The organism is Salinicola sp. (assembly GCF_982684285.1).
This window is the reverse complement of record NZ_CEXLVS010000047.1, coordinates 1-20,608: the sequence shown is the minus strand read 5'-3', so window position 1 is coordinate 20,608 and position 20,608 is coordinate 1. Positions and strand designations below refer to the sequence as shown.

Below are 20,608 nucleotides of genomic sequence, written 5' to 3'. Positions count from 1 at the left end.
CCAAAAGCGTTCGTGACGTGGTTCGCTGTTCCCCACGCCCGTGGGGATGAACCGTACCCATCACTGGTCCTCGTGGATCGCAGCCCCCGTTCTCCGCAGGCGGGGGGAGAAAACCGGATTCACCGAGGTGGGCCGCTGGTGCACTGAGCTTTTTCCCGCAGACGCGGGGATAAACCGACCATCGTCGATTACGAGATCGAGGGCGCTTTCTGTTCCCCTCAGACGCGGGGATAGACCGGTCGAGGTCGATGCAGCGACGCAGAGTCGCGCCCGTTCCCCGCAGACAAAGGAATTAGGCATGCTTTATGGTCTCCAGATAAAGAACTGGCGTGATCAGTGCGAACTCAATCAACTTGCTTCTTGCCGATAGTCATGGAGAGGAGATAGATATGCCGCCAGAAAATGACTCGACTCCGTCTTATCACCGCTACGCGGGTAAGGCGATGCCCGGCCAGCCGGGCGATGCGTGTCATCTTCTGGCGTGGCACAGCCTGGATGTCGCGGCCGTCGGCTGGCATTTGCTGTCGCCAGAGCGCCCACTGACGCAACAGCTGGCGCTACGGCTCGGCATCGAGCCGGAACCGCTGCGGCGACTGCTGGTATTTCTGCTCGGTTTGCATGACCTCGGCAAGTTCTCGCGTGCCTTTCAGGAAGTGCTGAAATTGACACTCGAGGGTATGGCCAAGCCATTGGGTAAGCCTTATCTGGAGCGGCATGATCGGCTGGGTGTCTTGCTGTGGGATGCGTGGTGGCGCCAATGGCGTCGCGAGGGCGTGCTGCACTGGCCGCCCGATGATCAAACGCCTGCCAGAAAGCTGCTCGAACCGATGGCTAGCCTGGTGGCACCTTTTTTTGGTCACCACGGCCGGCCGGTTGCGACCGGTCGTTTAAACGTCGAAGCCTTTTACGGCAGCGATGCACAGGTCGATGACGTCACGGCGGCGCGCGATTTCATCGCGGACTGGGCCACGGTGGTCGAGCCGCATTGGCCGGTCGAACTGCTGCTTGACGAAGAGTGGCTAGACGTTTTCAGGACATTGAGCTGGACCATCGCCGGTTGGGCGACATTGAGCGATTGGCTGGGCTCCCATCGCGAGTACTTTCCATATTGCGAGCGGGCGATGTCACTGTCCGAATACTGGTCTCGGGCGCTCGGCCAGGCCGAATCGGTGCTGCAAGCCACCGGCTTTGCCGCGTCCCCCGATCCCGTCCCCTACGAGAGTTTGTCGCAGTGGTTCAGCGCCGACATTACCCCGACGCCATTGCAGCAGAAGGCGGAGGCGATATCACTCGAGGCGGGGCCGCAGCTGTTCATCCTCGAAGACGTCACTGGCGCGGGGAAGACCGAAGCGGCCTGCATCCTGGCGCAACGCCTCCTGGCCGCCGGACATGGCGAAGGGCTCTACTTCGCGTTACCGACCATGGCGACATCGAACGCCATGTATGCCCGCCTAGGGGATCTCCATTACCGCTTTTACAGTGCAGAATCGCGTCCGTCTTTCGTGCTGGCGCACGGCGCTCGCCAGTTGAACGAGGATTTCGAGCGTGCCGTCATGGCTGCTCAGCCCGGTGACAACGATTACGCCGCCATCGACGCCAGCGCCTCGACGCAGTGCAATCGCTGGCTCGCCGACTCCAACAAGAAGGCCCTGTTGGCCGATGTCGGTGTCGGTACGATCGATCAGGCACTGATGGGGCTTTTGCCGTTTCGGCACCAGTCGCTGCGGCTCCTGGGGCTGGCGCGCAAGGTATTGATCGTCGATGAGGTGCACGCCTTCGACCACTACATGCAGACACTGCTGCACCAACTGCTTGCGCATCACGCCCGTCAGGGGGGAAGCGCGATCCTGCTGACCGCGACGCTACCTTTTGCGATGCGTCAGGCCCTCGTCAACGCCTGGCAGCAAGGGCTCGGGTATGGGGCGGCAGCACTGAGCAGTACCGACTATCCGCTGCTGACACATAGCGGTCAGGGCGCTCATCGCGAGACGCCGCTGGCAACCCGCCCCGAGGTGGTGCGGCGAGTCGAGATTGGCTGGCTGACCCAGGAGGAAGACGCGATCGCCGAGGTGTCGCGGGGGATCGAAGCGGGCGACTGCATCGTCTGGGTGCGCAATACGGTCGATGATGCCATCCGCGCTTGGCAGGCCATTCGTGATATCCACCCCGATCCCGAGCGCTGTCTGCTATTCCATGCCCGCTTTGCCATGGTGGACCGGCGCCGTATCGAGTCCGATGTGATCGAACGTTTCGGCAAGACGTCGACGCCTTCTATACGCCGAGGCCAGGTGCTGATCACCACCCAGGTTTTTCAGGAGAGCCTCGACTGCGACGCCGACCGAATGATCAGCGACATCGCCCCGGTCGACCTGCTAATCCAGCGCGCCGGCCGGTTGCAGCGGCACCAGCGCGGTGAGCGTCAGCCACCGAGGCTTCTGGTGCTGGCACCCGAGTGGGAAGAGTCTCCCAAGGCGGATTGGCTCAGTCGGGCTCATCGCGGTACGCAGGCGGTGTATCAAGACACCTCGTTGATCTGGCTGACGCAGCGCGTGCTGCGGGAACTGGGCGCCATCGAGATGCCGGGCCAGGCGCGCGAACTGATCGAACGGGTCTATGCCTGTCCCATCGACGAGATTCCCGAGGCACTGGAGCAGGCTCGTCTGGAACGCAGTGGCATGAACAAGATGGCGGGATCGATGGCGACGCATAATACGCTCGACCTACAAGACGGCTATCGACTCAACGAGGATTTCGATCAGTGGCAGGAAGAGCGCGATGTGGGCACGCGGCTGAGCGACGAGTCGAGTGTCAACGTGGTGCTGCTCAAGCGTCAGGATGATTCGCTGGTGCTGTGGGCTGAGGGAGAGCGTCACGCCGATATGCTAAGCCAGTGCCGGCTGCGAGAAAGCCAGGTGAGGAAATTGGCCGAGTTGCCCGAGCGCGATGCCGAAAGTTGGGAGGCCTTGCAGGAGCGCTACAAGGCGTTGCGGTTTACCCGGCCCTGGCTGCCCGAGGAAGATGACGATTGCCGCTACGATAGCCAGTGGGGCGTGGAATTGGCTCGACCCGAGCAAAAGTGTTGATTGTTGCGGGTTATGAAACTGGCGGTGATGTGATCTTCGTGCTACATAATGGCTTGGTATGTAGCATGAAGGTGTCATATGGCAACTCCACACAACCCGCCGGCAGCGGTACGTCGCGCGCTGCGCAAGCTCGGGGCCGACATTCACGATGCGCGACGTCGGCGCCGGCTTACCATGGCAGTCGTTGCGGAGCGCGCCTTCACATCGCGCTCGACCCTGCAGAGAATCGAGGCCGGCGACGCCAGCGTCGGTATCGGCATCTATGCGAGCGTGCTTCAGGCGCTCGGCCTTCTCGATGGACTCGCGGATATTGCCGACATTGGCAATGACAGCGTTGGCCAGGCGCTTGCCATTGCCGAGCTGCCCAAGCGAGTCGGATCGAAACGCTTACCGAGGTCTTCGCACAATGACTGAGTTCGAAGTACATATCGACCTCGGTGGGAGCACCTTTCCAGTCGGTCTGGCCAGGTGCAATCGCGTGCGTGGCACGGAGAGGATTCTTTTCGAATACGAGGCCGAATGGCTCGCGTCGCCGGATCGCTTCTCACTGGAGCCTGCCCTTGCACTCACACGGGGAGCCTTCGCTCCACCTGCAGGGATGACCAGCTTCGGCTCGATTGGCGACTCGGCGCCCGACACCTGGGGGCGCCGTCTCATGCAACGTGCCGAGCGGCGGCGTGCCGCGCGGGAAGGTCGCAGTGTTCGAACGCTTGCCGAGAGTGATTACCTGCTAGGAGTGGCGGATGAGACTCGGCTTGGTGCCCTGCGTTTTCGCCGAGTGGGCGAGACGTCATTTCAGGCGCCGATTCAGGCTGGCGTTCCTGCCCTCGTCGAGCTAGGGCGACTGCTTCAGGTCACGGGGCGTGTCTTGCGTGACGAGGAAACGGATGAAGACCTCCAGCTCATCTTTGCCCCCGGCTCGTCCCTGGGAGGGGCCCGCCCGAAAGCCTCGGTCATCGATCAGTACGGCCACCTCTCGATCGCCAAGTTCCCGAAGGATACCGACGAGTACAGTGTGGAGACCTGGGAAGAAATCGCGCTCCGCTTGGCCAACCAGGCCGGCATCGTGACGCCGCAGCACGAACTGGTCGACGTGGGCGGTCAGGCCGTCATGCTGTCGAGACGGTTCGATCGAGATGGCACCACCCGCATTCCGTTTCTTTCCGCGATGGCAATGATGGGCGCCAGGGATGGCGAACCTGGCAGCTACCCCGAGATGGTCGATGCTCTGACCGCGCATGGCGCTCAAGGAAAGAAAGACGCGCACGCACTGTATCGGCGCGTCGTCTTCAGCGTGATGATCTCCAATGTCGACGATCATCTGCGCAATCACGGCTTTCTGTGGTTGGGGAACGCTGGATGGTCACTCGCTCCGGCCTATGACCTCAACCCGGTTCCCAGTGACCTCAAGGCGCGGGTGTTAACCACGAACATCGATCTCGATGAGAGCACCTGCTCGGTCGATCTGCTGGAGGCGGCATCCGGTTATTTTGGGCTTACGCTGGCCAACGCCCGGCGAATCATCAAGGACGTTGCGTCAGTAACCGCAACCTGGCGCAACACTGCCAGGGCCGTTGGCGCACGTCCGGCCGAGATCGAGCGTATGGCCAGCGCCTTCGAGCATGATGACTTACAGCGTGGGCTGGTGCTTTAAAGTTAGTACCTTAAACCCTGAACAAGGAGTTCACTGCAACAACTGTCCTGGCTTTAGCCGTTTATACGGGGCGCGACGATAAAAAAAGCGGAAAGTGACGCCCATTTGTAGGAGAAAAGCCATTGTAACGATCTGGTTCTTTATGAAAGCTAGTGTGAGTGTGTCCTATCAGCCGCAATAGCCTGGAATGCCCATGAACCTCCTGACTGATCCTTGGTTACCCTTCCGCAGATCAGACGGAAGCCTTCTCTATCGCCCCCCTTCGGCTCTGGCCGACCCCGATATCCTCGACCTTGCCCTTCCCCGTGCCGATTTCCAGGGTGCCGCATGGCAGTTTCTGATCGCACTGCTGCAAACGGCGATGACGCCAAAGAACACCGATGCCTGGTTGGATCGCTATCAGACGCCGCCTAGCGTCGAGGAGTTGGAAGCGGCATTGGCGCCATTTTCGAGAGCCTTCGAACTCGACGGCGAGGGCCCGCGCTTCATGCAGGATCTCGACCCGCTCGGGGACGTCAAGGACGCCCCGGTTGCCGGACTGCTGATCGATTCTCCCGGCGCCAACGGCATCAAGAACAATACCGATTTCTTCGTCAAACGCGGGCGGGTCGAAGCCGTATGCCCGGACTGCGCGGCGCTGGCGCTCTATACCATGCAGATCAACGCGCCCGCCGGCGGCGCCGGCATCCGCGTTGGCCTGCGTGGCGGCGGGCCGCTGACCACGCTGATCCTGCCAGAAGACGAGACCAAAACGCTATGGGAGCGCCTCTGGCCCAACGTCATGCCGGCCGATGCCGTGGGTCAGCCGGGGCAGACATGGCGCCCGCCCACGGTCGACGACGCTGACCTGTTTTTCTGGATGACCGACACTCGCGTCAGCGACAAGAAGGGCACCGAGGTTTTTCCCGATCAGGTCCATCCCCTGCACGCCCTGTGGTCGATGCCGCGCCGCTACCGTTTGCTGTTCGAGGATGAGTCGGGTTGTTGCGATCTCTGTGGTCGCGAGTGTTCGCGACTAGTGCGTCGGCTGCGTTCGAAAAAGCAGGGTGCCAACTACGATGGCCCCTGGAGTCATCCACTGACCCCGTATCGCCGTCTCAATCCCAAGAAAACCGACGAGTTACCACTTTCCAGCAAGGGGCAGCCCGGCGGACTGGGTTACCGCCACTGGCCGGGGCTGGTGCTGGAAGACGAGGCGGGCAGTGGCGCGATGCCAGCGAGAGTCGTGACGCATCATCTGCACAAGTATCACATGGTCGAAGCCGCGCGGGACGACGGCGAGGCGTTCGACGCGATGTTTCGGCACGCCCGGCTATGGGTGTTCGGCTACGATATGGACAACATGAAACCTCGTGGCTGGTACAGCGTTGAAATGCCGCTGGTCGGTGTACCCGAAGCGCATCAGGAGATATTGCGCGAATGGGTCAAGCGCTTCGCCGACCTGGCCAGCGATGTCGCCTGGCAGGTGCGTAATCAGCTCAAACGGGCCTGGTTCAAACGTCCCGAGGATGCCAAGGGCGATATGAGCCAGATCGATGCCCAGTTTTTCGAGGCGACCCAGCTCGCGTTCTTCGATGTACTACGCCAGATGAGCGAGACGCTACGCGACGATGGGGGTACACCGGCGCTGTCCCCAGAGATCCACCGGCAGTGGTACCTGACGCTCAAACGTGAGGCGCTGAGACTCTTCGATGCCCAGGCCATCAGCGGACCATTGGAAGGCATGAAGATGCAGCAGCTCGAGCGGATCACGAGCGCGCGGCGCTATTTGCTGGACTATCTGAATGGTAGCGGCAAAAAGATCGGCAAGACGGTTCAGGCATTTGCCCAGGTCGGCGGGTTCGAATTGAAGGCGCCGCAGTCCGAAGGCAATCGGAAGGGGAACGCAGCATGAGTGAGATCGAGCAGGATGCGGTATCCGAAGACGCGAGCGAGGCCGGGAAGAGCGCAGTGGAAAGTTATCTGTATGCGCTGGATAACAATGAGGCCTTCGAGCTGCGCTTGTGGTGGCAGCGGCTGGTCATGGACGAACAGGAACTCAAGCGCTACACCAAGCGCCGGCCTTACCCGCGCGGGGTGCGTGCTGCGCTGCGCCGTTGCGATGCCATCGAGTCCGTACTGCTAACCGAGGCTTTTCGCCACCTCTGGCAGGCACTCGAGGCGCGAGTATGGAAAGAGATGCCTGGCGATGGCTCGAGTCAATGGCGTGATAGGCGCCTCGAAGCCTGGGCGGTGATCGCCGCCATTGTGAGTGAACTGCGCGCCGAGACCTTCGATGCACCACTTGGGAAGCGGTTGGGCGAAAACCGGCCCAATACCGGCGATACCCCGCGCATGAGTGATCTGCGCTTCCAGCAACTGCTCGACTGCCATACGCCCGAAGAGCTGATCCGCCGCTTCAGAAGGGCATTGAAGCTCGCCGACGGCACTGGTGTCAGCGTCGTGCGCCTCGCCGATATGGTGGCACTCTGGCATCGCGAGCAGCGCGGTCAGTATCGCCCTGAAGCGACCCAGCGCTTTGCCTTTTTGATGAGTGACGACTACTTCAAGGCGCGCGCTCAGAAAATGGCAACGAGCGACTGATTCTTCGACCAAGAACGCTATCGGCCACTACCCATCATTACCATTGCAGGGGACCTTTCATGAGCCACTTCATTCAGTTGCATCTACTAACTTCTTATCCGCCCTCCAACCTCAACCGCGACGATCTGGGCCGTCCCAAGACAGCGTTCATGGGTGGTGCGCGCCGTTTGCGCGTCTCCTCCCAGAGTCTCAAGCGGAATTGGCGCACCTCGACGCTCTTCGAGGAGGCGGTCGATGGTCACAAGGGCACGCGTACCAAGCGCCTGGGCAAGCTCGTTTTTGATCGTATGAGCGCAGGAGCGGGAGATAAAATCGCGGATGCCAGTGCCGAGAAGATCGCCGAGGTGTTCGGCAAGCTGCGCAAGGTCGAGAAAGGGAAAAAGCACGAGTACGAGATCGAGCAGCTGGTCCACGTCGGGCCGGAAGAACTCACTGCGCTGGAGGCGCTGGCGGACAAGCTCAGTGCCGAAAAGCGTGAACCAACCGATGATGAGCTCAAGGACCTGCTCGCACGCCGGCCCACCGCTGTCGATGTGGCGCTGTTCGGACGCATGCTCGCCGCGGCACCGAGTTATAACGTCGAGGCTGCCTGCCAGGTCGCGCACGCCATTACCGTCCACGCCGCCGAGGTCGAGGACGACTACTTCACCGCAGTCGACGATCTCAATACCGGCGATGAGGATCGTGGCGCGGCGCATATCGGTGAGGCCGGTTTTGCCGCTGGGCTGTTTTATCTCTACCTCTGCATTGATCGCGATCTGCTGGTCGAGAATCTGCAAGGCAATGCGGACTTGGCCGATCGCGCCATTGCTGCGCTGGTTGAATCCGCCGTCAAGGTTTCGCCCAAGGGCAAGCAGAACAGTTTCGGCTCTCGCGCCCACGCCAGCTATCTGCTGGCAGAAAAAGGCGATCAGCAGCCGCGCTCGTTGTCGGCCTCCTTCCTGCAGCCGGTCAATGGTGAAGGACAAGCGATCAAGGCCATCAGCAAATTGGAACGCCAGGCTCAGGCTTTCGATGATGCTTATGGTGCCGGCGCCGACAGTCGCTTTGTTCTCTCTGCCGAGCCGGATTATGAAAAGCCTGCGCTGAAGGGTGACATCCAAACGGGAAATCTGCAGGACCTGCTGACCTTCCTCAAGGGCGATGACTAAGCGGAGGCGATATGACGGAACATCTGGTCTTTCGCCTCTATGCGCCGATGGCGAGCTGGGGCGAAGCTGCGGTAGGGGAGGCGCGGCCGACCGCGACGTATCCCGGGCGCGGCGCCATCCTCGGCTTGATCGGCGCGGCACTAGGCATCCGGCGCGACGATGAAGACGGGCAGCTAAAGCTTCGGCAAAGCCTCGGCATCGCGGTCAAACAGCGCTCTCCAGGCTGGCTGCTACGCGACTACCACACCGTTCAGGTGCCGCCTTCACAATCGAGGGTGAACTACCGTTCGCGGCGTGAAGAACTTTCGGTGCCCAAGGATGCCCTCAATACCATTCTCTCTTCCCGGGACTATCGCTGTGATGGCCTGTGGGTCGTGGCGCTGCGTCTGATGCCCGACGCGGCCTGGTCGCTGGACGAACTCAAGAGCGCGCTGGAGAGGCCCCGCTTCACGCTCTATCTCGGCCGTAAGGCATGCCCCCTGGCGGCACCGCTCACGCCCGCCATCGTGGAGGCGGATCACTGGCGCGGGGCGCTGGATCATGGCTTTGACAGCGCAACCGATCCTGAAAAGACATGGTTGCCGCTCATCGGAAACGAGGCACAAGACCTACGCTTGCTGAGGCTGCCCGGTCAGGTGCTCTATGCCTGGGAAGGCGAGGCAGATGCACTAGACGGTAACGCCGACATGGCGGAGTCCAGCGAGACCTGGGATGAACCGCTGCATCGCCGCCGCTGGCAGTTCGGGGCGCGTCTCGAGCACCGCCGAATCGAGTCGGTGGAGGGACAGAGCTAATGTATCTTTCAAGTGTCAGAGTCGACCTCAACGCCCTTACCCGAGAACAGCTTTTCGATGTGCTGGAAGGTGGGGCCTATACGGCCCACCAACTGCTCTGGACGCTGTTTGCCGATACGTCAGAGGGCGAACGACCCTTTCTCTTCCGCCAGGAAATGGAGGAAGCGGCCAACGGAAAAAGTCAGGGACTGCCGCGGTTTTATGTCTATTCGACTCGTCGACCGGAAGCCGTGGCCGGTCTCGATGTGCAATGTAAGCCGTTCGCACCGCAACTCGCCAAAGGCGAGCACCTCGCCTTTCGCCTGCGTGCCAATCCTACGGTTGCCAAGCCTGCGGGCGAAGGACAACGATCGCATCGCGCTGATGTGCTGATGAATGCCAGAAAGCCCTTTTCTCCTGGTGAGCGAACGAGCCAGGCATGCGTTGATGCAATGGAGACCGCCGCACGTGACTGGTTGGCTGAACGCGCGCCGCGCTTCGGGTTTGAACTGCCGATGGCACCGGAGGTGAGCGCCTATCGCCAACATGAACTGAAGAAATTCGATCGCCGTGACCCGATCCGCTTTTCTAGCGTCGACTACGAAGGCCTGCTGGAGGTCACCGACCCTGGGCTGCTGATCGAGAAGCTCTCCCAGGGTATTGGCCGTTCGAAAGCGTTCGGCTGTGGGTTGCTGATGTTGCGCCGGCTATAGGACTGCTCATGAGCTTCATTCCCCTCAAGCCCATACCGATCAAGGATCGCATGTCGATGATCTTCGTCGGAATGGGGCAGATCGATGTGCGTGATGGTGCCTTCGTCGTTATCGATGACGTGAATGGCGAGCGCATGCATATTCCCGTGGGTTCTGTTGCGTGCTTGTTGCTCGAGCCAGGCACTCGGGTCTCGCACGCGGCGGTTAAGTTGGCGGCGACGGTTGGAACCTTACTTATCTGGGTCGGTGATGCCGGCGTGCGCCTATATAGTGCCGGGCAGCCTGGCGGCTCGCGTTCGGACAAGCTGCTCTATCAAGCGCAGTTGGCACTGGATGAAAAACTGCGGCTGAAGGTCGTGCGCAAGATGTTCGAGCTTCGTTTCGGTGAAGAGCCGCCCTCGCGGCGTAGCGTCGATCAATTGCGAGGTATGGAAGGGGCTCGGGTACGCAAGACATACCAGCTTCTTGCCAAGCAATATGGCGTCAAGTGGCACGGGCGTCGCTATGACCCGACTCAATGGGATGCTTCCGATGTGGCCAACCAGTGCCTCTCGGCCGCGACCGCCTGTCTTTACGGCATCACGGAAGCCGCGATCCTGGCAGCCGGTTATGCGCCGGCGATGGGCTTTCTGCATACCGGCAAACCCCTGAGCTTCGTTTACGACATCGCCGATATCGTTAAATTCGAGACGGTGGTGCCGGCCGCGTTTCGCGTAGCGGCCCGCAATCCGCCGATGCCAGAGCGAGAGGTGCGCATTGCGTGTCGCGATGCCTTCAAGCAAACCCGCTTATTGCAGCGGTTGATCCCCATGGTCGAAGACGTATTGGCCGCTGGAGAGATCGAGCCTCCGCCTCCGCCGCCGGATGCGGTCCCGCCGGCGATTCCGGAGCCGGAATCCGTCGGCGATGCCGGGCATCGGAGTCAATGATATGGCAATGCTGGTAGTCGTGACCGAAGCCGTTCCTCCTAGGCTTAGAGGCCGATTGGCTGTTTGGTTGCTGGAAATCAGGGCGGGGGTTTACGTCGGCGATGTCAGTAAACGCATTCGCGAAATGATATGGGAACAGATAGAAGCCCTGGCCGAGGAAGGCGGCAACGTTGCCATGGCCTGGGCCAGCAATCACGAATCCGGATTCGAGTTCCAAACCTATGGCGACAACCGTCGTGTCCCTATCGATCATGATGGATTGAGGCTGGTGCGGTTTTTACCGCCTCAAGATAATTGACTGATTTTAAAGGCTCTTTAATAATTTGGAGCGATTAAGTTTTAAGCAAAATCGCTGGTGGAAATTTCCCCGGCGATTTTGTTCTTTATAAACAAGCGTCTATGATTAGACCGTTTCCCGCATGCGCGGGGATCAACCGAAGTCCGGCAAGCGCAACGAGGGGCTCGACTGCCGTTTCCCGCATGCGCGGGGATCAACCGTCCTACGAGATCGTCAGCAGCAACGCCCCCAACCGTTTCCCGCATGCGCGGGGATCAACCGTCCTCGTACATCGCGATGCGTTCGGCGTACCACCGTTTCCCGCATGCGCGGGGATCAACCGCTTGCCCCATTCGGGAGATCCCTGGACTACGTCCGTTCCCCGCATGCGCGGGGATCAACCGGCATTCGTTACCCGCCCGATGATCTGCATCCCCCGTTCCCCGCATGCGCGGGGATCAACCGCATGATATTGCCCTATGCCTCGCCTTGTCTGACCGTTCCCCGCATGCGCGGGGATCAACCGCCGTGATAACCCTTCTTCGCCAGGATCTCGCTCCGTTCCCCGCATGCGCGGGGATCAACCGTCGCCGATACGCGGCGCCTGGAAGTTGGCTTGCCGTTCCCCGCATGCGCGGGGATCAACCGTCAACGCCGCCCTTGGCATATTGCTGCGCCAACCGTTCCCCGCATGCGCGGGGATCAACCGCCATTCGCGCCCGCTGTGCTCGACGCTCTCGCCCGTTCCCCGCATGCGCGGGGATCAACCGTCGACGGCGCCGTCTCCCTTTTCGAAATGATCCCGTTCCCCGCATGCGCGGGGATCAACCGCTGCCCGACTGTCCGCACATGGAAATTCTCGACCGTTCCCCGCATGCGCGGGGATCAACCGCCGCAGGCGGTAGATTCTCTGGCCGGAGCCGCCCGTTCCCCGCATGCGCGGGGATCAACCGTCCTGGGGCGTCTCGGGATCTTCTTCCCCCGTCCGTTCCCCGCATGCGCGGGGATCAACCGGTATCCTTGGCAACCGTCTGGTCAAGCAGGATCCGTTCCCCGCATGCGCGGGGATCAACCGGCGCTGCGCGATGCCGGTATTGAGGCGCAGACCCGTTCCCCGCATGCGCGGGGATCAACCGCCGCCGAAGGGGCCGGAATTCATCCAAACGCCCCGTTCCCCGCATGCGCGGGGATCAACCGATCGACGGCGCCGTCGCGCTGATCATGGCCATCCGTTCCCCGCATGCGCGGGGATCAACCGGCTGATCGGCGCGAGCCACAACCCATCGTTTCCCGTTCCCCGCATGCGCGGGGATCAACCGGTTTCGGCTACGACGCCATGGCCGAAATCAAGCCGTTCCCCGCATGCGCGGGGATCAACCGGATCCATCGACCGGCTCTCTGACCGGCACCGCCCGTTCCCCGCATGCGCGGGGATCAACCGATCGCTGCCCCGTTCGGGATCACCGTCCGAGACCGTTCCCCGCATGCGCGGGGATCAACCGCCGATGGGAGCGATCACCACGAGGGACAGGCTCCGTTCCCCGCAGGCGCGGGGATCAACCGCCGCGGGGAGTCCGCCCGCATGATGCCGATTACCGTTCCCCGCAGGCGCGGGGATCAACCGGAGTTCGATCAGGCTCGCTAGAGCGGCGAGTCCCGTTTCTTCCCGCAGGCGCGGAGATCCGTCGCGGCGTTGGAGTGTGCTTTATGCAGACGCGCCCGCCACCCAGGCACCCCATAACGGCATCGACCGGGGTAGGAAACCGTTGGGTGAGGTATCACTCCTCCAGCGCGTAGTCGATCGTCGTCACCACCCGTACCCGCTTGATGTCGGGGGTGTAGCTGTCGACATCCTCGATCGAGAAGTAGCCCTGGTTGGCGCTGCGGATCTCGCCGACGCGACTGCCTGAGTCTCTGGCGAATTGCTGGGCGACGCCGCGGGCATCCTTGGTGGCTTCGGCGACCATCTCCGGCTTGATGTCATTGAGGCCGGTGAACAGGAATTCGGTGCGGTAGTCGTAGTTGGGTGACAGCACGACGCCGGCACGGACCAGTTCTCCGGTCTGTGGCATCGCTTTCTTGACGCTGCCCACCGCCGGCGTGCGCAGCAGCACCGTGGCTTCGGCCTGGTAGCGCTCGTCGGGCCGGTCGGCGCCGTAGAGGTTGGCGAATCGGTCGGTCACCTGGGGCGAGGTCACGGTGATATTGCCGGCCTCGAAGCCTCGCTGGGTGAGAAACTCGCGAATGCGGCTCTCCTGCGTCGTCAACTCCTGCTGCAGCGTTTCCAGTTCGTTGGCGGTGACGGTGTAGTGCAGCGGCCAGAGTGCCATGTCCGCCGGCACTTCGCGCTCCGACAGGCCCTTGACCGTGACGCTGCGACCGGCGTCACGCCAGGTTTCGGCGGCGTCATCGATGTAGCTTCCGCCCCAGATCATGCCGATGGCCAGCAACCCGCCTAGAATGATCGCGCTCCGTGCCTGTCCCATTCGTTTTCCCCTGTTTCCCATAACGCCGGCTGGCTCCGTCATGGTAGCCGGTTGTCAGTGTGGCAGGGCAGCCCTTCGGGTGGCGAGTAGTCGAATATTTCTCTATCAATCCCGGTGATAGACGACTTCAAACCAACTGATTAGCAACCTAATGAACTGGCCTCCATAATCTCTTCAACGGTCAGGCCACGAGGCCGACCACGCAAACGAAGAAGATTGGAGGTTCACCATGAAAACTCGCATTCTCGCCGCCATCGCACTTGCCGTTGCACTCCCTGCCGCCGCTCAGGCCAACAGCGTCATGGAACAACGTGCTTTCGCTCAGCAACATGAAGCCCTCAATACCCAGGCGACTTCCCAGTACCAGTTGCTGCCGAGCGAATATCGGATCAACACCGTCAGCGGTGGCCACAGCACCGCGGCCGGTCATTCCCTGGCCTATGTCGCTGCCACTACCCAGCGGGCAACCGACATCGCGGGCGGCAACGATAGCCTGGTAGGCCAAGGCCAGAGCACGGCCGCTGCCCAGGCGCTGCAGAATGTGAATGGGGGCGGTAATAGCGAGCGTGGCAACGTGGAAATGTCCTTTGCCAGCCTCGATTGATACCGACGACATACGATATCCCTGCGTTGCGCCCGTGCTGACGGGCGCAACGAAACGGTAGGCACTGCTTCGGGTCCCGCGACCTTCCAGTACCTCCAACTTCCCCGGTCCACCCCCTAGCCCGGGGCTTTTTATGCCTGTGTATCCACTGCCCTGCGATCAGTCCTCGTCGTCCTCGGGCGCCTGGAAAGCGCGCTTGTCATCGGGCAGGCGGACCATGTCGCCCTTGGCGAGGTCTCCGTGGCTGTCGTGACGCTCCCCGTCGTCGCCGATCAGTGCCGCGACCTTGCCGATGCTGACACCATCCTTGTAGGCCTCGACCTGAACGCGCACCGTGGCGCCGTGGTAGCGCGCAGTCAGCATCATCCCCGGTTGCGGGGTGACACGATGCTGTTCGTCCTTGGCGTAATGGGCGTCGACGCTGGCGCCGCCCGGCGCATCCCACTCGATATGCTTGTGCATGGCGTTCTCCTTGCCGTTGGCGTTATCGCGGTTTCAGCGTAGTCCCTAATCGACGTCGCCTCTAATCGATTGATTTGCCGCCGGCATGGCGGGTTTCCCCTGGGCTTGGGGAGAGCGAGGCCGCGCTATGATCGGGTCGCCCGGGCACGCCGAAAGGTGAAGACACGAACGGTTACGGACGCTTGTCTTTTGGGCGGCTTGCCAGCAGAGTGAATGTGGTCTTTCGCAACCCAACAAAGAGCGACAACAGCGATGAAGAAGACAGTACTTGCACTCGCCATTGCGGCAACCCCGGCATGCGCCGGTGTCGCGCAGGCGGATGTCAAAGTGGGATTTCTGGGGGGCTTCACCGGCGGTATCGAAAGCCTGACGCCGCCGATCTTCGATGGCGCCAAACTCGCGGTGCAGGAGGTCAACGACCAGGGCGGCCTGCTGGATGGTGAGAAGATGGTCATGCCCTCGGGTGACACCACCTGTTCGGATGCCTCGGCCGCTTCCAACGCCGCCGACCGGCTGGTCAACAGCGAGCAGGTGACCGCGATCGTGGGTGCGCTGTGTACCGGTGCCACCATCGCCGCGGCCAACAACGCCGCGATTCCTGGCGGTGTGGTGATGGTATCGCCAGCTTCCACGGCACCGGCGGTGACGGATCTCGATGACAACGATCTGGTCTTCCGTACCGTGCCTTCCGACGCCTTCCAGGGTGAACAGCTGGCCAAGCTGCTGCTCTCCAAGGGGATCGAGGACGTCGCGGTGACCTACGTCAACAACGACTATGGCCAGGGCCTGGACGACGCGTTCACCAAGACGTTCGAGGCGGAAGGCGGTTCGATCTCCGCCAACCTGGCCCATGAGGACAACCGGGCGGACTACCGGTCGGAGATCGGCAAGCTCTCCTCCGGCGGTTCGCAGACGCTGGTGGTACTGGCCTACGCCGATACTTCCGGTCAGACGATCCTGCGCCAGGCCTACGAGAGCGGCGCCTTCACCCAGTATGCCGGCGGCGATGGCATGGTCGGGAACGCGCTGGTCGACGCCGTGGGCGCCGACGTGCTCGAGGGCATGATCGCGACGCGTCCGGGATCGCCGGACGTGCCCGGCTCGGACATCTTCAACGACCTGGCGGAGAAAGCCGGGATCGACCCCAGCGCGGTGTTCGCGGCGCAGTCCTACGATGCCGCGTTCCTGCTGGCGCTCGCCATCGAGAAGAACGGCAGCGCGGATCGCGAGGGCCTGTCCAAGGCGCTGCGTGACGTTGCCACGGCGCCGGGCGAGACGATCCTGCCGGGAGAGTGGGAAAAGGCCAAGAGGCTGATCGGTGAAGGCAAGGAGATCAACTACGAAGGCGCCTCCGGCAGCGCGGAGTTCGACGACAACGGCGACGTGCCGGGTATCGTGGTCGAAATGGCGGTCGAGGATGGCAAATTTGTTACCAAGGGGGCGATCGACGAATAACCTTCGCTGGCGTTCCAGAACGCAAAACCCCGAGCTCAGGCTCGGGGTTTTGCGTTTCAGGTTTCGTGGAATCGTTCAATCGTGATGCGCGACCTTCTCAGGGATCAGCCCGCGCGGGGCGAAGCGCAGCACCAGCAGGATCAGCAGCCCGATCACGAACACCCTCGCCTGCAGGGCGCGGCTGTCGAGATTCCCCGGTTGCCAGTCGAACCAGTGCGAGCCCAGTGCGACGATGGCGTGCATCACGGCCAGTGCCATCGGCCCCGACATGATCCAGATCACGTAGACCAGCACCGCGCCGAACAGCGTGCCCAGGTTGTTGCCCGGGCCGCCGAGGATCACCATCACCAGCACCAGGAAGGTGTGGTTGAGCGGCAGGTAGCCCTGCGGATCGAACAACCCATTGAAGCTGGTGAGCACCGCGCCACCGATCCCCATCAGGATACAGCCGAAGACGAAGATCTCCTGACGGCGACGATTGATCGATTTGCCCATGGCCGCGGCGGAAACCTCGTTGTCGCGGATGGCGCGGATCATGCGGCCCCAGGGGGCGTGATAGGCGCGATGGAGGAGGAAGAAGATCACCGCGATCATGACCACGGTCACCGACAGGTAGAGCGAACGGGCGGTCAGGAAGCCGACCTGGCCGGGGTCCGGTACCGGCCAGGGCAGGGGCGAGATGGTCGCGGTGCCGCGGGTGAGCCAGTCCGAGTTCTTGAGGAACGCCTTGATGATCTCGGCGATCCCCAGTGTGGCGATGACCAGATAGTCGCTGCGCAGGCCGAGGCAGATATGGCCGATGAAATAGCCGACACCGCCGGCCAGGGCGCCGCCCACGATCCAGCCCAGCCACACCGGCAGCCCCAGCCCGCCGATGAACTCCACCTGGGACTCGATATCGCCGGTGACGCTACGCAACCAGCTGATCACGACCAGGTAGCCGATGAGCCCGGCGACGATGGCGAGGGTCGTGCGCAGCAGCTTGGGCACGCCGATGCGGTCGAGCCGGCTGATGCCGAACACGATCGCGGTGACCACGACCATCGCCAGCAGCACCCAGCCCAGCCGGCCGGGAAGGTCGCTGGCCCAGAACGCATGGTTGACCGGGATGCTGAAGAAGGTCGCCGAGAAACCGCCCAGCGCGACGAAGCCCATGATGCCGGCATTGAACTGGCCGGCGTAGCCCCACTGGATGGTCAGGCCGAGAGCCAGGATCGCGTAGCAGGAGGCCTCCACCAGCATGCGGGTGGAGTAGGCCGGGCCCATGGTCGCGAAGACGCTGAGAACCACGAGGGCCAGGCCGCCGAACAGCGCCAGTTCGCGGATGGGGAGCGCGCGACGGGTGGAGGTCGTGGGGGAAGCGGGGCGTTGCGGTGAGGGGGCAGTCATCAGATCACCTTCCCTTTGAAGATGCCGGTCGGGCGCCAGATCAGCACCGCCACCAGAATGAAGAAGGGCACCACGATCTTGTATTCGGTACCCACCAGCGCCAGATTGTTGGGCAGTTCCAGCCAGGTCGGCAGGCTGTCCCGCAGCGGCCTGAGCAGTACCGACCAGTTGAAGACCGCCAACGTCTCGGCGAAGCCGACCAGGAAACCGCCGGCGATGGCGCCGTAGGGATGGCCGACGCCGCCGACGATGGCGGCGGCGAAGATCGGCAGCAGCAGGAAGAAGCTGAGGTCGGGCTTGAAGGCGACATCCAGCGACAGCAGCGTACCGGCGATGGTGGCCAGCGACCCGGCAATGATCCAGGTCAGGGTGATGATCAGCCTGGTATTGATGCCGGAGGCGCGCGCCAGATCGGGGTTGTCCGACATCGCCCGCATCGCCTTGCCCAGCCGCGCCCGAGTCAGGAACAGGTGCAGCCCGACCACGGCGACGATGGTGAGCACGAACAGGATGACCTGCGGCTCGGTGAGGATGATCGGCCGAGTCACGCCCGGCACGTCGATACGAAAGATCTCCTTGCGCGCATCGACGTAGAGGTTCTGCGAACCGGTGCCGGCGAACAGCCGGATCAGACCCTGCAGCATCAGCGTGACGCCCAGCGAGGCGATCACCATCACGATCGGTTTGACGCCATGGCTCCGCAGCGGCTGGTAGAAGGCGCGATCGATGCCCACGGCCACCAGCGAGGTGAACGCCATCGCCACCGGCAGCATGACGATCGCGGTGGGCAGCCCGAGGGGATCTCCGGCGTGGGGAAAGGCCAGCGTCAGCAGCAGCACGGCGAGGGTGCCGAGCGTCATCATGTCGGCATGGGCGAAGTGGGCGAAGCGCAGGATGCTGTAGATCAGCGTCACGCCGACGGCACCGATGGCGTAGATGCAGCCGGTGACGCTGCCGGCCACCACCACGTAGTTGAAGAAGTAGATCAGCTCATTCACGACCAGCTCTCTTTAACGGAAACGTCTCGGTTTGAATACGGGCGCTGGCAAGCCGGGGCTCGCCAGCGGGACGATGGACATCAACCACCGAGGAAGCTCTTGGCCACCTGAGGGTCGTTGAGGAGCGCTTCGCCGGTATCGCTGAATCGGTTCTGGCCGGCCGCGAGCACGAAGCCCTTGTGGGCGATGCGCAGTGCCTGCTTGGCGTTCTGCTCGACCATCAGCACGCCGACGCCGGCGGCATTGATGGTCTTCACCCGCTCGAAGATCTCGTTCATGTAGCGTGGCGAGAGTCCGGCGGTGGGTTCGTCGAGCAGCAGCACGCTGGGTTCGTTCATCAGCGCCCGGCCCATGGCCACCATCTGGCGCTGGCCGCCGGAGAGCTCGCCGGCCGGCTGGCGGCGCTTCTCCAGTAGCGGGGGGAAGAATTCGTAGATCTGCGCCTTGAGCCGCGAGACGGTGGCGGGTTTGAGAAACGCGCCCATCTCCAGGTTCTCCTCCACGGAGAGGCTCGGGAAGATGTTCTTCTCCTGGGGCACGAACCCCATGCCCATCTCCACCAGCTTGTGCGGTGAAAGATTGGTGATCGGCTTGCCGCGCAGCCGAATCTCGCCCTGGGTGATCGTCAGCAGGCCGAAGACCGCCTTGAGCATGGTCGATTTACCGGCGCCGTTGGGGCCGACGATGACGCCGATTTCGTCGGCCTCGATCGTCATGTTGACGCCGTTGAGAATGTTCATGCCGCCGTAGCCGCCATGAACGTCAACTGCTTCGAGTAATGGCATTGAGTGCTCTTTGTTATTGCTTGGCGATGGGTTGCCGTCGTGTCTCACGTTCGGAGGCGTTGTAACCCTGGGTGGTTTCGGAGCCCTGGGTGGTTTCGGAGCCCTGGGTGGTTTCGGAGCCCTGGGCGGTTTCGGAACCCTAGGCGGTTTCGGAACCGAAATAGGCTTCGATCACTTCCGGATTGTTCTGGATCTCGCCGATCGAGCCTTCCATCATCACCTGCCCCTGGGCCAGCACGATCACCGGATCGCACAGGCGGCCGATCATGTCCATGTCGTGTTCGATGACCAGGAAGGTATAGCCCAGCTCGCGGTTGAGCCGCTCGATATTGCCCATCAGATCGCCGAGCAACGTGCGGTTGACCCCGGCGGCGATCTCGTCGAGCAGCACCACCTCGGCATCGGTCATCATGGTGCGGCCGAGCTCGAGCAGCTTCTTCTGGCCGCCGGAGAGGTTGCCGGCCAGCTCGTTGCGGACATGGGACAGGCCGACGAAGTCGAGCACCTCGAGAGCGCGACGGCGGACCTCGGCCTCCTGGCGCCCCACTTCTCCCGGCTTCAGCCAGGTGCTGAACAGGTTCTCGCCCTCCTGGCGCGGCGGCACCATCATCAGGTTCTCCAGCGAGGTCAGGTGGCTGAACTCGTGGGCAATCTGGAAGGTGCGCAGCAGCCCGCGGTGGAAGCGCTGGTTGGCGGAGAGATGCGTGATCGCCTGGCCGTTGAGCAGGACCTCGCCGCTGTCGGGCGCGAGGCTGCCGGCGATGATGTTGAACAGCGTGGATTTGCCGGCGCCGTTGGGGCCGATCATCCCGGTGATGGAGCCTTTGGCGACCTGAATGGAGCAGTCGTCGATGACCGTCAGGCCGCCGAACGACTTGCGAATGTTGCGGACATCGATGATCGGCGTCATCGCGTCTTCCCCCGAGCGTTTATTGATATTGTCCCCTGGTGCGCCGTTGGGGTGGCGCGCCTGCCTCTGTCTACCGCGATTCCGGCGTCGTCTCGATCGGTCGGGCCATGGGTGGCGAGACGGGGCGGTGGTGTCTTGTAGCCGCGATGTTGCCGATTGTACAGCCGTCGATTGGCATGAGTAGTTTTTCTTGATCAACGCTACGCCAGCACAAACGACGACACCCGCCGGAGGGCGGGTGTCGTCGGTGTGGCAACAGCGATTTGACGGCAGCGGTGGATCGCGGGGCGATCAGCCTTTCTTGCCGGCCCGCTTGCGCTCGTTTTCGGTCAGGTGCTTCTTGCGCAGGCGGATGA

The 20,608-nt window shown here is 62.5% G+C and carries 18 protein-coding genes and 1 CRISPR repeat array; of the genes, 12 read left to right on the top strand and 6 right to left on the bottom strand.

The annotated features are described in order from the left end of the window. The first annotated feature begins 389 nt into the window (after window positions 1–389). From cas3 to cas2e, 10 genes are all read left to right on the top strand, one after another. On the top strand, window positions 390–3,083 hold the full coding sequence (gene cas3 / locus AC3AYF_RS06270) for a CRISPR-associated helicase Cas3' (protein WP_295037652.1): 2,694 nt from the start codon (window positions 390–392) through the stop codon (window positions 3,081–3,083). A 78-nt stretch (window positions 3,084–3,161) separates the two neighbouring features. Beyond that, entirely contained in the window at window positions 3,162–3,497 is a 336-nt protein-coding gene (locus tag AC3AYF_RS06265) for a helix-turn-helix domain-containing protein (RefSeq protein ID WP_295037654.1), read from the top strand. After that, entirely contained in the window at window positions 3,490–4,737 is a 1,248-nt protein-coding gene (locus AC3AYF_RS06260) for a type II toxin-antitoxin system HipA family toxin (protein ID WP_295037656.1), read from the top strand. The genes AC3AYF_RS06265 and AC3AYF_RS06260 overlap by 8 nt, the downstream gene beginning before the upstream one ends. A gap of 193 nt (window positions 4,738–4,930) precedes the next feature. After that, on the top strand, window positions 4,931–6,631 hold the full coding sequence (gene casA, locus AC3AYF_RS06255; protein WP_295037657.1) for a type I-E CRISPR-associated protein Cse1/CasA: 1,701 nt from the start codon (window positions 4,931–4,933) through the stop codon (window positions 6,629–6,631). Next, the gene (gene casB, locus AC3AYF_RS06250) at window positions 6,628–7,320 is read left to right on the top strand and encodes a type I-E CRISPR-associated protein Cse2/CasB (RefSeq protein WP_295037659.1); all 693 of its coding nucleotides are present in this window, start codon (window positions 6,628–6,630) and stop codon (window positions 7,318–7,320) included. The genes casA and casB overlap by 4 nt, the downstream gene beginning before the upstream one ends. Before the next feature lie 59 nt (window positions 7,321–7,379). Beyond that, a complete protein-coding gene (gene cas7e / locus AC3AYF_RS06245) occupies window positions 7,380–8,471 on the top strand; it encodes a type I-E CRISPR-associated protein Cas7/Cse4/CasC (protein WP_295037661.1) in 1,092 nt (363 codons plus the stop codon). A gap of 11 nt (window positions 8,472–8,482) precedes the next feature. Further along, window positions 8,483–9,265: a type I-E CRISPR-associated protein Cas5/CasD gene (cas5e, locus tag AC3AYF_RS06240; protein WP_295037662.1), complete on the top strand. Its 783-nt coding sequence runs from the start codon at window positions 8,483–8,485 to the stop codon at window positions 9,263–9,265. Beyond that, window positions 9,265–9,957, top strand: a complete 693-nt coding sequence (cas6e, locus tag AC3AYF_RS06235; RefSeq protein WP_295037663.1) for a type I-E CRISPR-associated protein Cas6/Cse3/CasE — start codon at window positions 9,265–9,267, stop codon at window positions 9,955–9,957. Before cas5e ends, cas6e begins: the two co-directional genes overlap by 1 nt. A gap of 8 nt (window positions 9,958–9,965) precedes the next feature. Next, window positions 9,966–10,886, top strand: a complete 921-nt coding sequence (gene cas1e / locus AC3AYF_RS06230; RefSeq protein WP_295037665.1) for a type I-E CRISPR-associated endonuclease Cas1e — start codon at window positions 9,966–9,968, stop codon at window positions 10,884–10,886. A gap of 1 nt (window position 10,887) precedes the next feature. Beyond that, entirely contained in the window at window positions 10,888–11,184 is a 297-nt protein-coding gene (cas2e, locus tag AC3AYF_RS06225; protein ID WP_040240756.1) for a type I-E CRISPR-associated endoribonuclease Cas2e, read from the top strand. Between the two features lie 110 nt (window positions 11,185–11,294). After that, window positions 11,295–12,787: direct repeats of the CRISPR family, unit length 29 nt; unit sequence CCGTTCCCCGCATGCGCGGGGATCAACCG. Between the two features lie 154 nt (window positions 12,788–12,941). Here cas2e and AC3AYF_RS06220 read toward each other — a convergent pair. Beyond that, the gene (locus tag AC3AYF_RS06220) at window positions 12,942–13,649 is read right to left on the bottom strand and encodes an SIMPL domain-containing protein (protein WP_295037667.1); all 708 of its coding nucleotides are present in this window, start codon (window positions 13,647–13,649) and stop codon (window positions 12,942–12,944) included. A 229-nt stretch (window positions 13,650–13,878) separates the two neighbouring features. On the opposite strand from AC3AYF_RS06220, the gene AC3AYF_RS06215 reads away from it, so the two are divergent. Further along, a complete protein-coding gene (locus AC3AYF_RS06215; RefSeq protein ID WP_295037668.1) occupies window positions 13,879–14,253 on the top strand; it encodes a hypothetical protein in 375 nt (124 codons plus the stop codon). Window positions 14,254–14,412: 159 nt separating this feature from the next. Here AC3AYF_RS06215 and AC3AYF_RS06210 read toward each other — a convergent pair whose 3' ends face one another. Continuing rightward, on the bottom strand, window positions 14,413–14,715 hold the full coding sequence (locus tag AC3AYF_RS06210) for a hypothetical protein (protein ID WP_295037670.1): 303 nt from the start codon (window positions 14,713–14,715) through the stop codon (window positions 14,413–14,415). Between the two features lie 252 nt (window positions 14,716–14,967). Between AC3AYF_RS06210 and AC3AYF_RS06205 the strand changes: the two genes are divergently transcribed. Further along, the gene (locus tag AC3AYF_RS06205) at window positions 14,968–16,170 is read left to right on the top strand and encodes an ABC transporter substrate-binding protein (protein ID WP_487779518.1); all 1,203 of its coding nucleotides are present in this window, start codon (window positions 14,968–14,970) and stop codon (window positions 16,168–16,170) included. Between the two features lie 75 nt (window positions 16,171–16,245). Here the strand turns inward: AC3AYF_RS06205 and AC3AYF_RS06200 are convergent, their stop codons facing one another. The 4 genes from AC3AYF_RS06200 to AC3AYF_RS06185 all read right to left on the bottom strand — a co-directional run bounded on the left by AC3AYF_RS06200 (window position 16,246) and on the right by AC3AYF_RS06185 (window position 20,252). Then, window positions 16,246–17,559: a branched-chain amino acid ABC transporter permease gene (locus AC3AYF_RS06200; protein WP_295037673.1), complete on the bottom strand. Its 1,314-nt coding sequence runs from the start codon at window positions 17,557–17,559 to the stop codon at window positions 16,246–16,248. Then, window positions 17,559–18,557: a branched-chain amino acid ABC transporter permease gene (locus AC3AYF_RS06195; RefSeq protein ID WP_295037674.1), complete on the bottom strand. Its 999-nt coding sequence runs from the start codon at window positions 18,555–18,557 to the stop codon at window positions 17,559–17,561. Before AC3AYF_RS06195 ends, AC3AYF_RS06200 begins: the two co-directional genes overlap by 1 nt. Before the next feature lie 80 nt (window positions 18,558–18,637). Next, window positions 18,638–19,342 (bottom strand): ABC transporter ATP-binding protein, encoded by a 705-nt coding sequence (locus tag AC3AYF_RS06190; protein WP_149437106.1) that lies wholly within the window; start codon window positions 19,340–19,342, stop codon window positions 18,638–18,640. 139 nt (window positions 19,343–19,481) lie between these two features. Then, window positions 19,482–20,252 (bottom strand): ABC transporter ATP-binding protein, encoded by a 771-nt coding sequence (locus AC3AYF_RS06185; RefSeq protein ID WP_295037676.1) that lies wholly within the window; start codon window positions 20,250–20,252, stop codon window positions 19,482–19,484. Window positions 20,253–20,608: the final 356 nt, after the last annotated feature.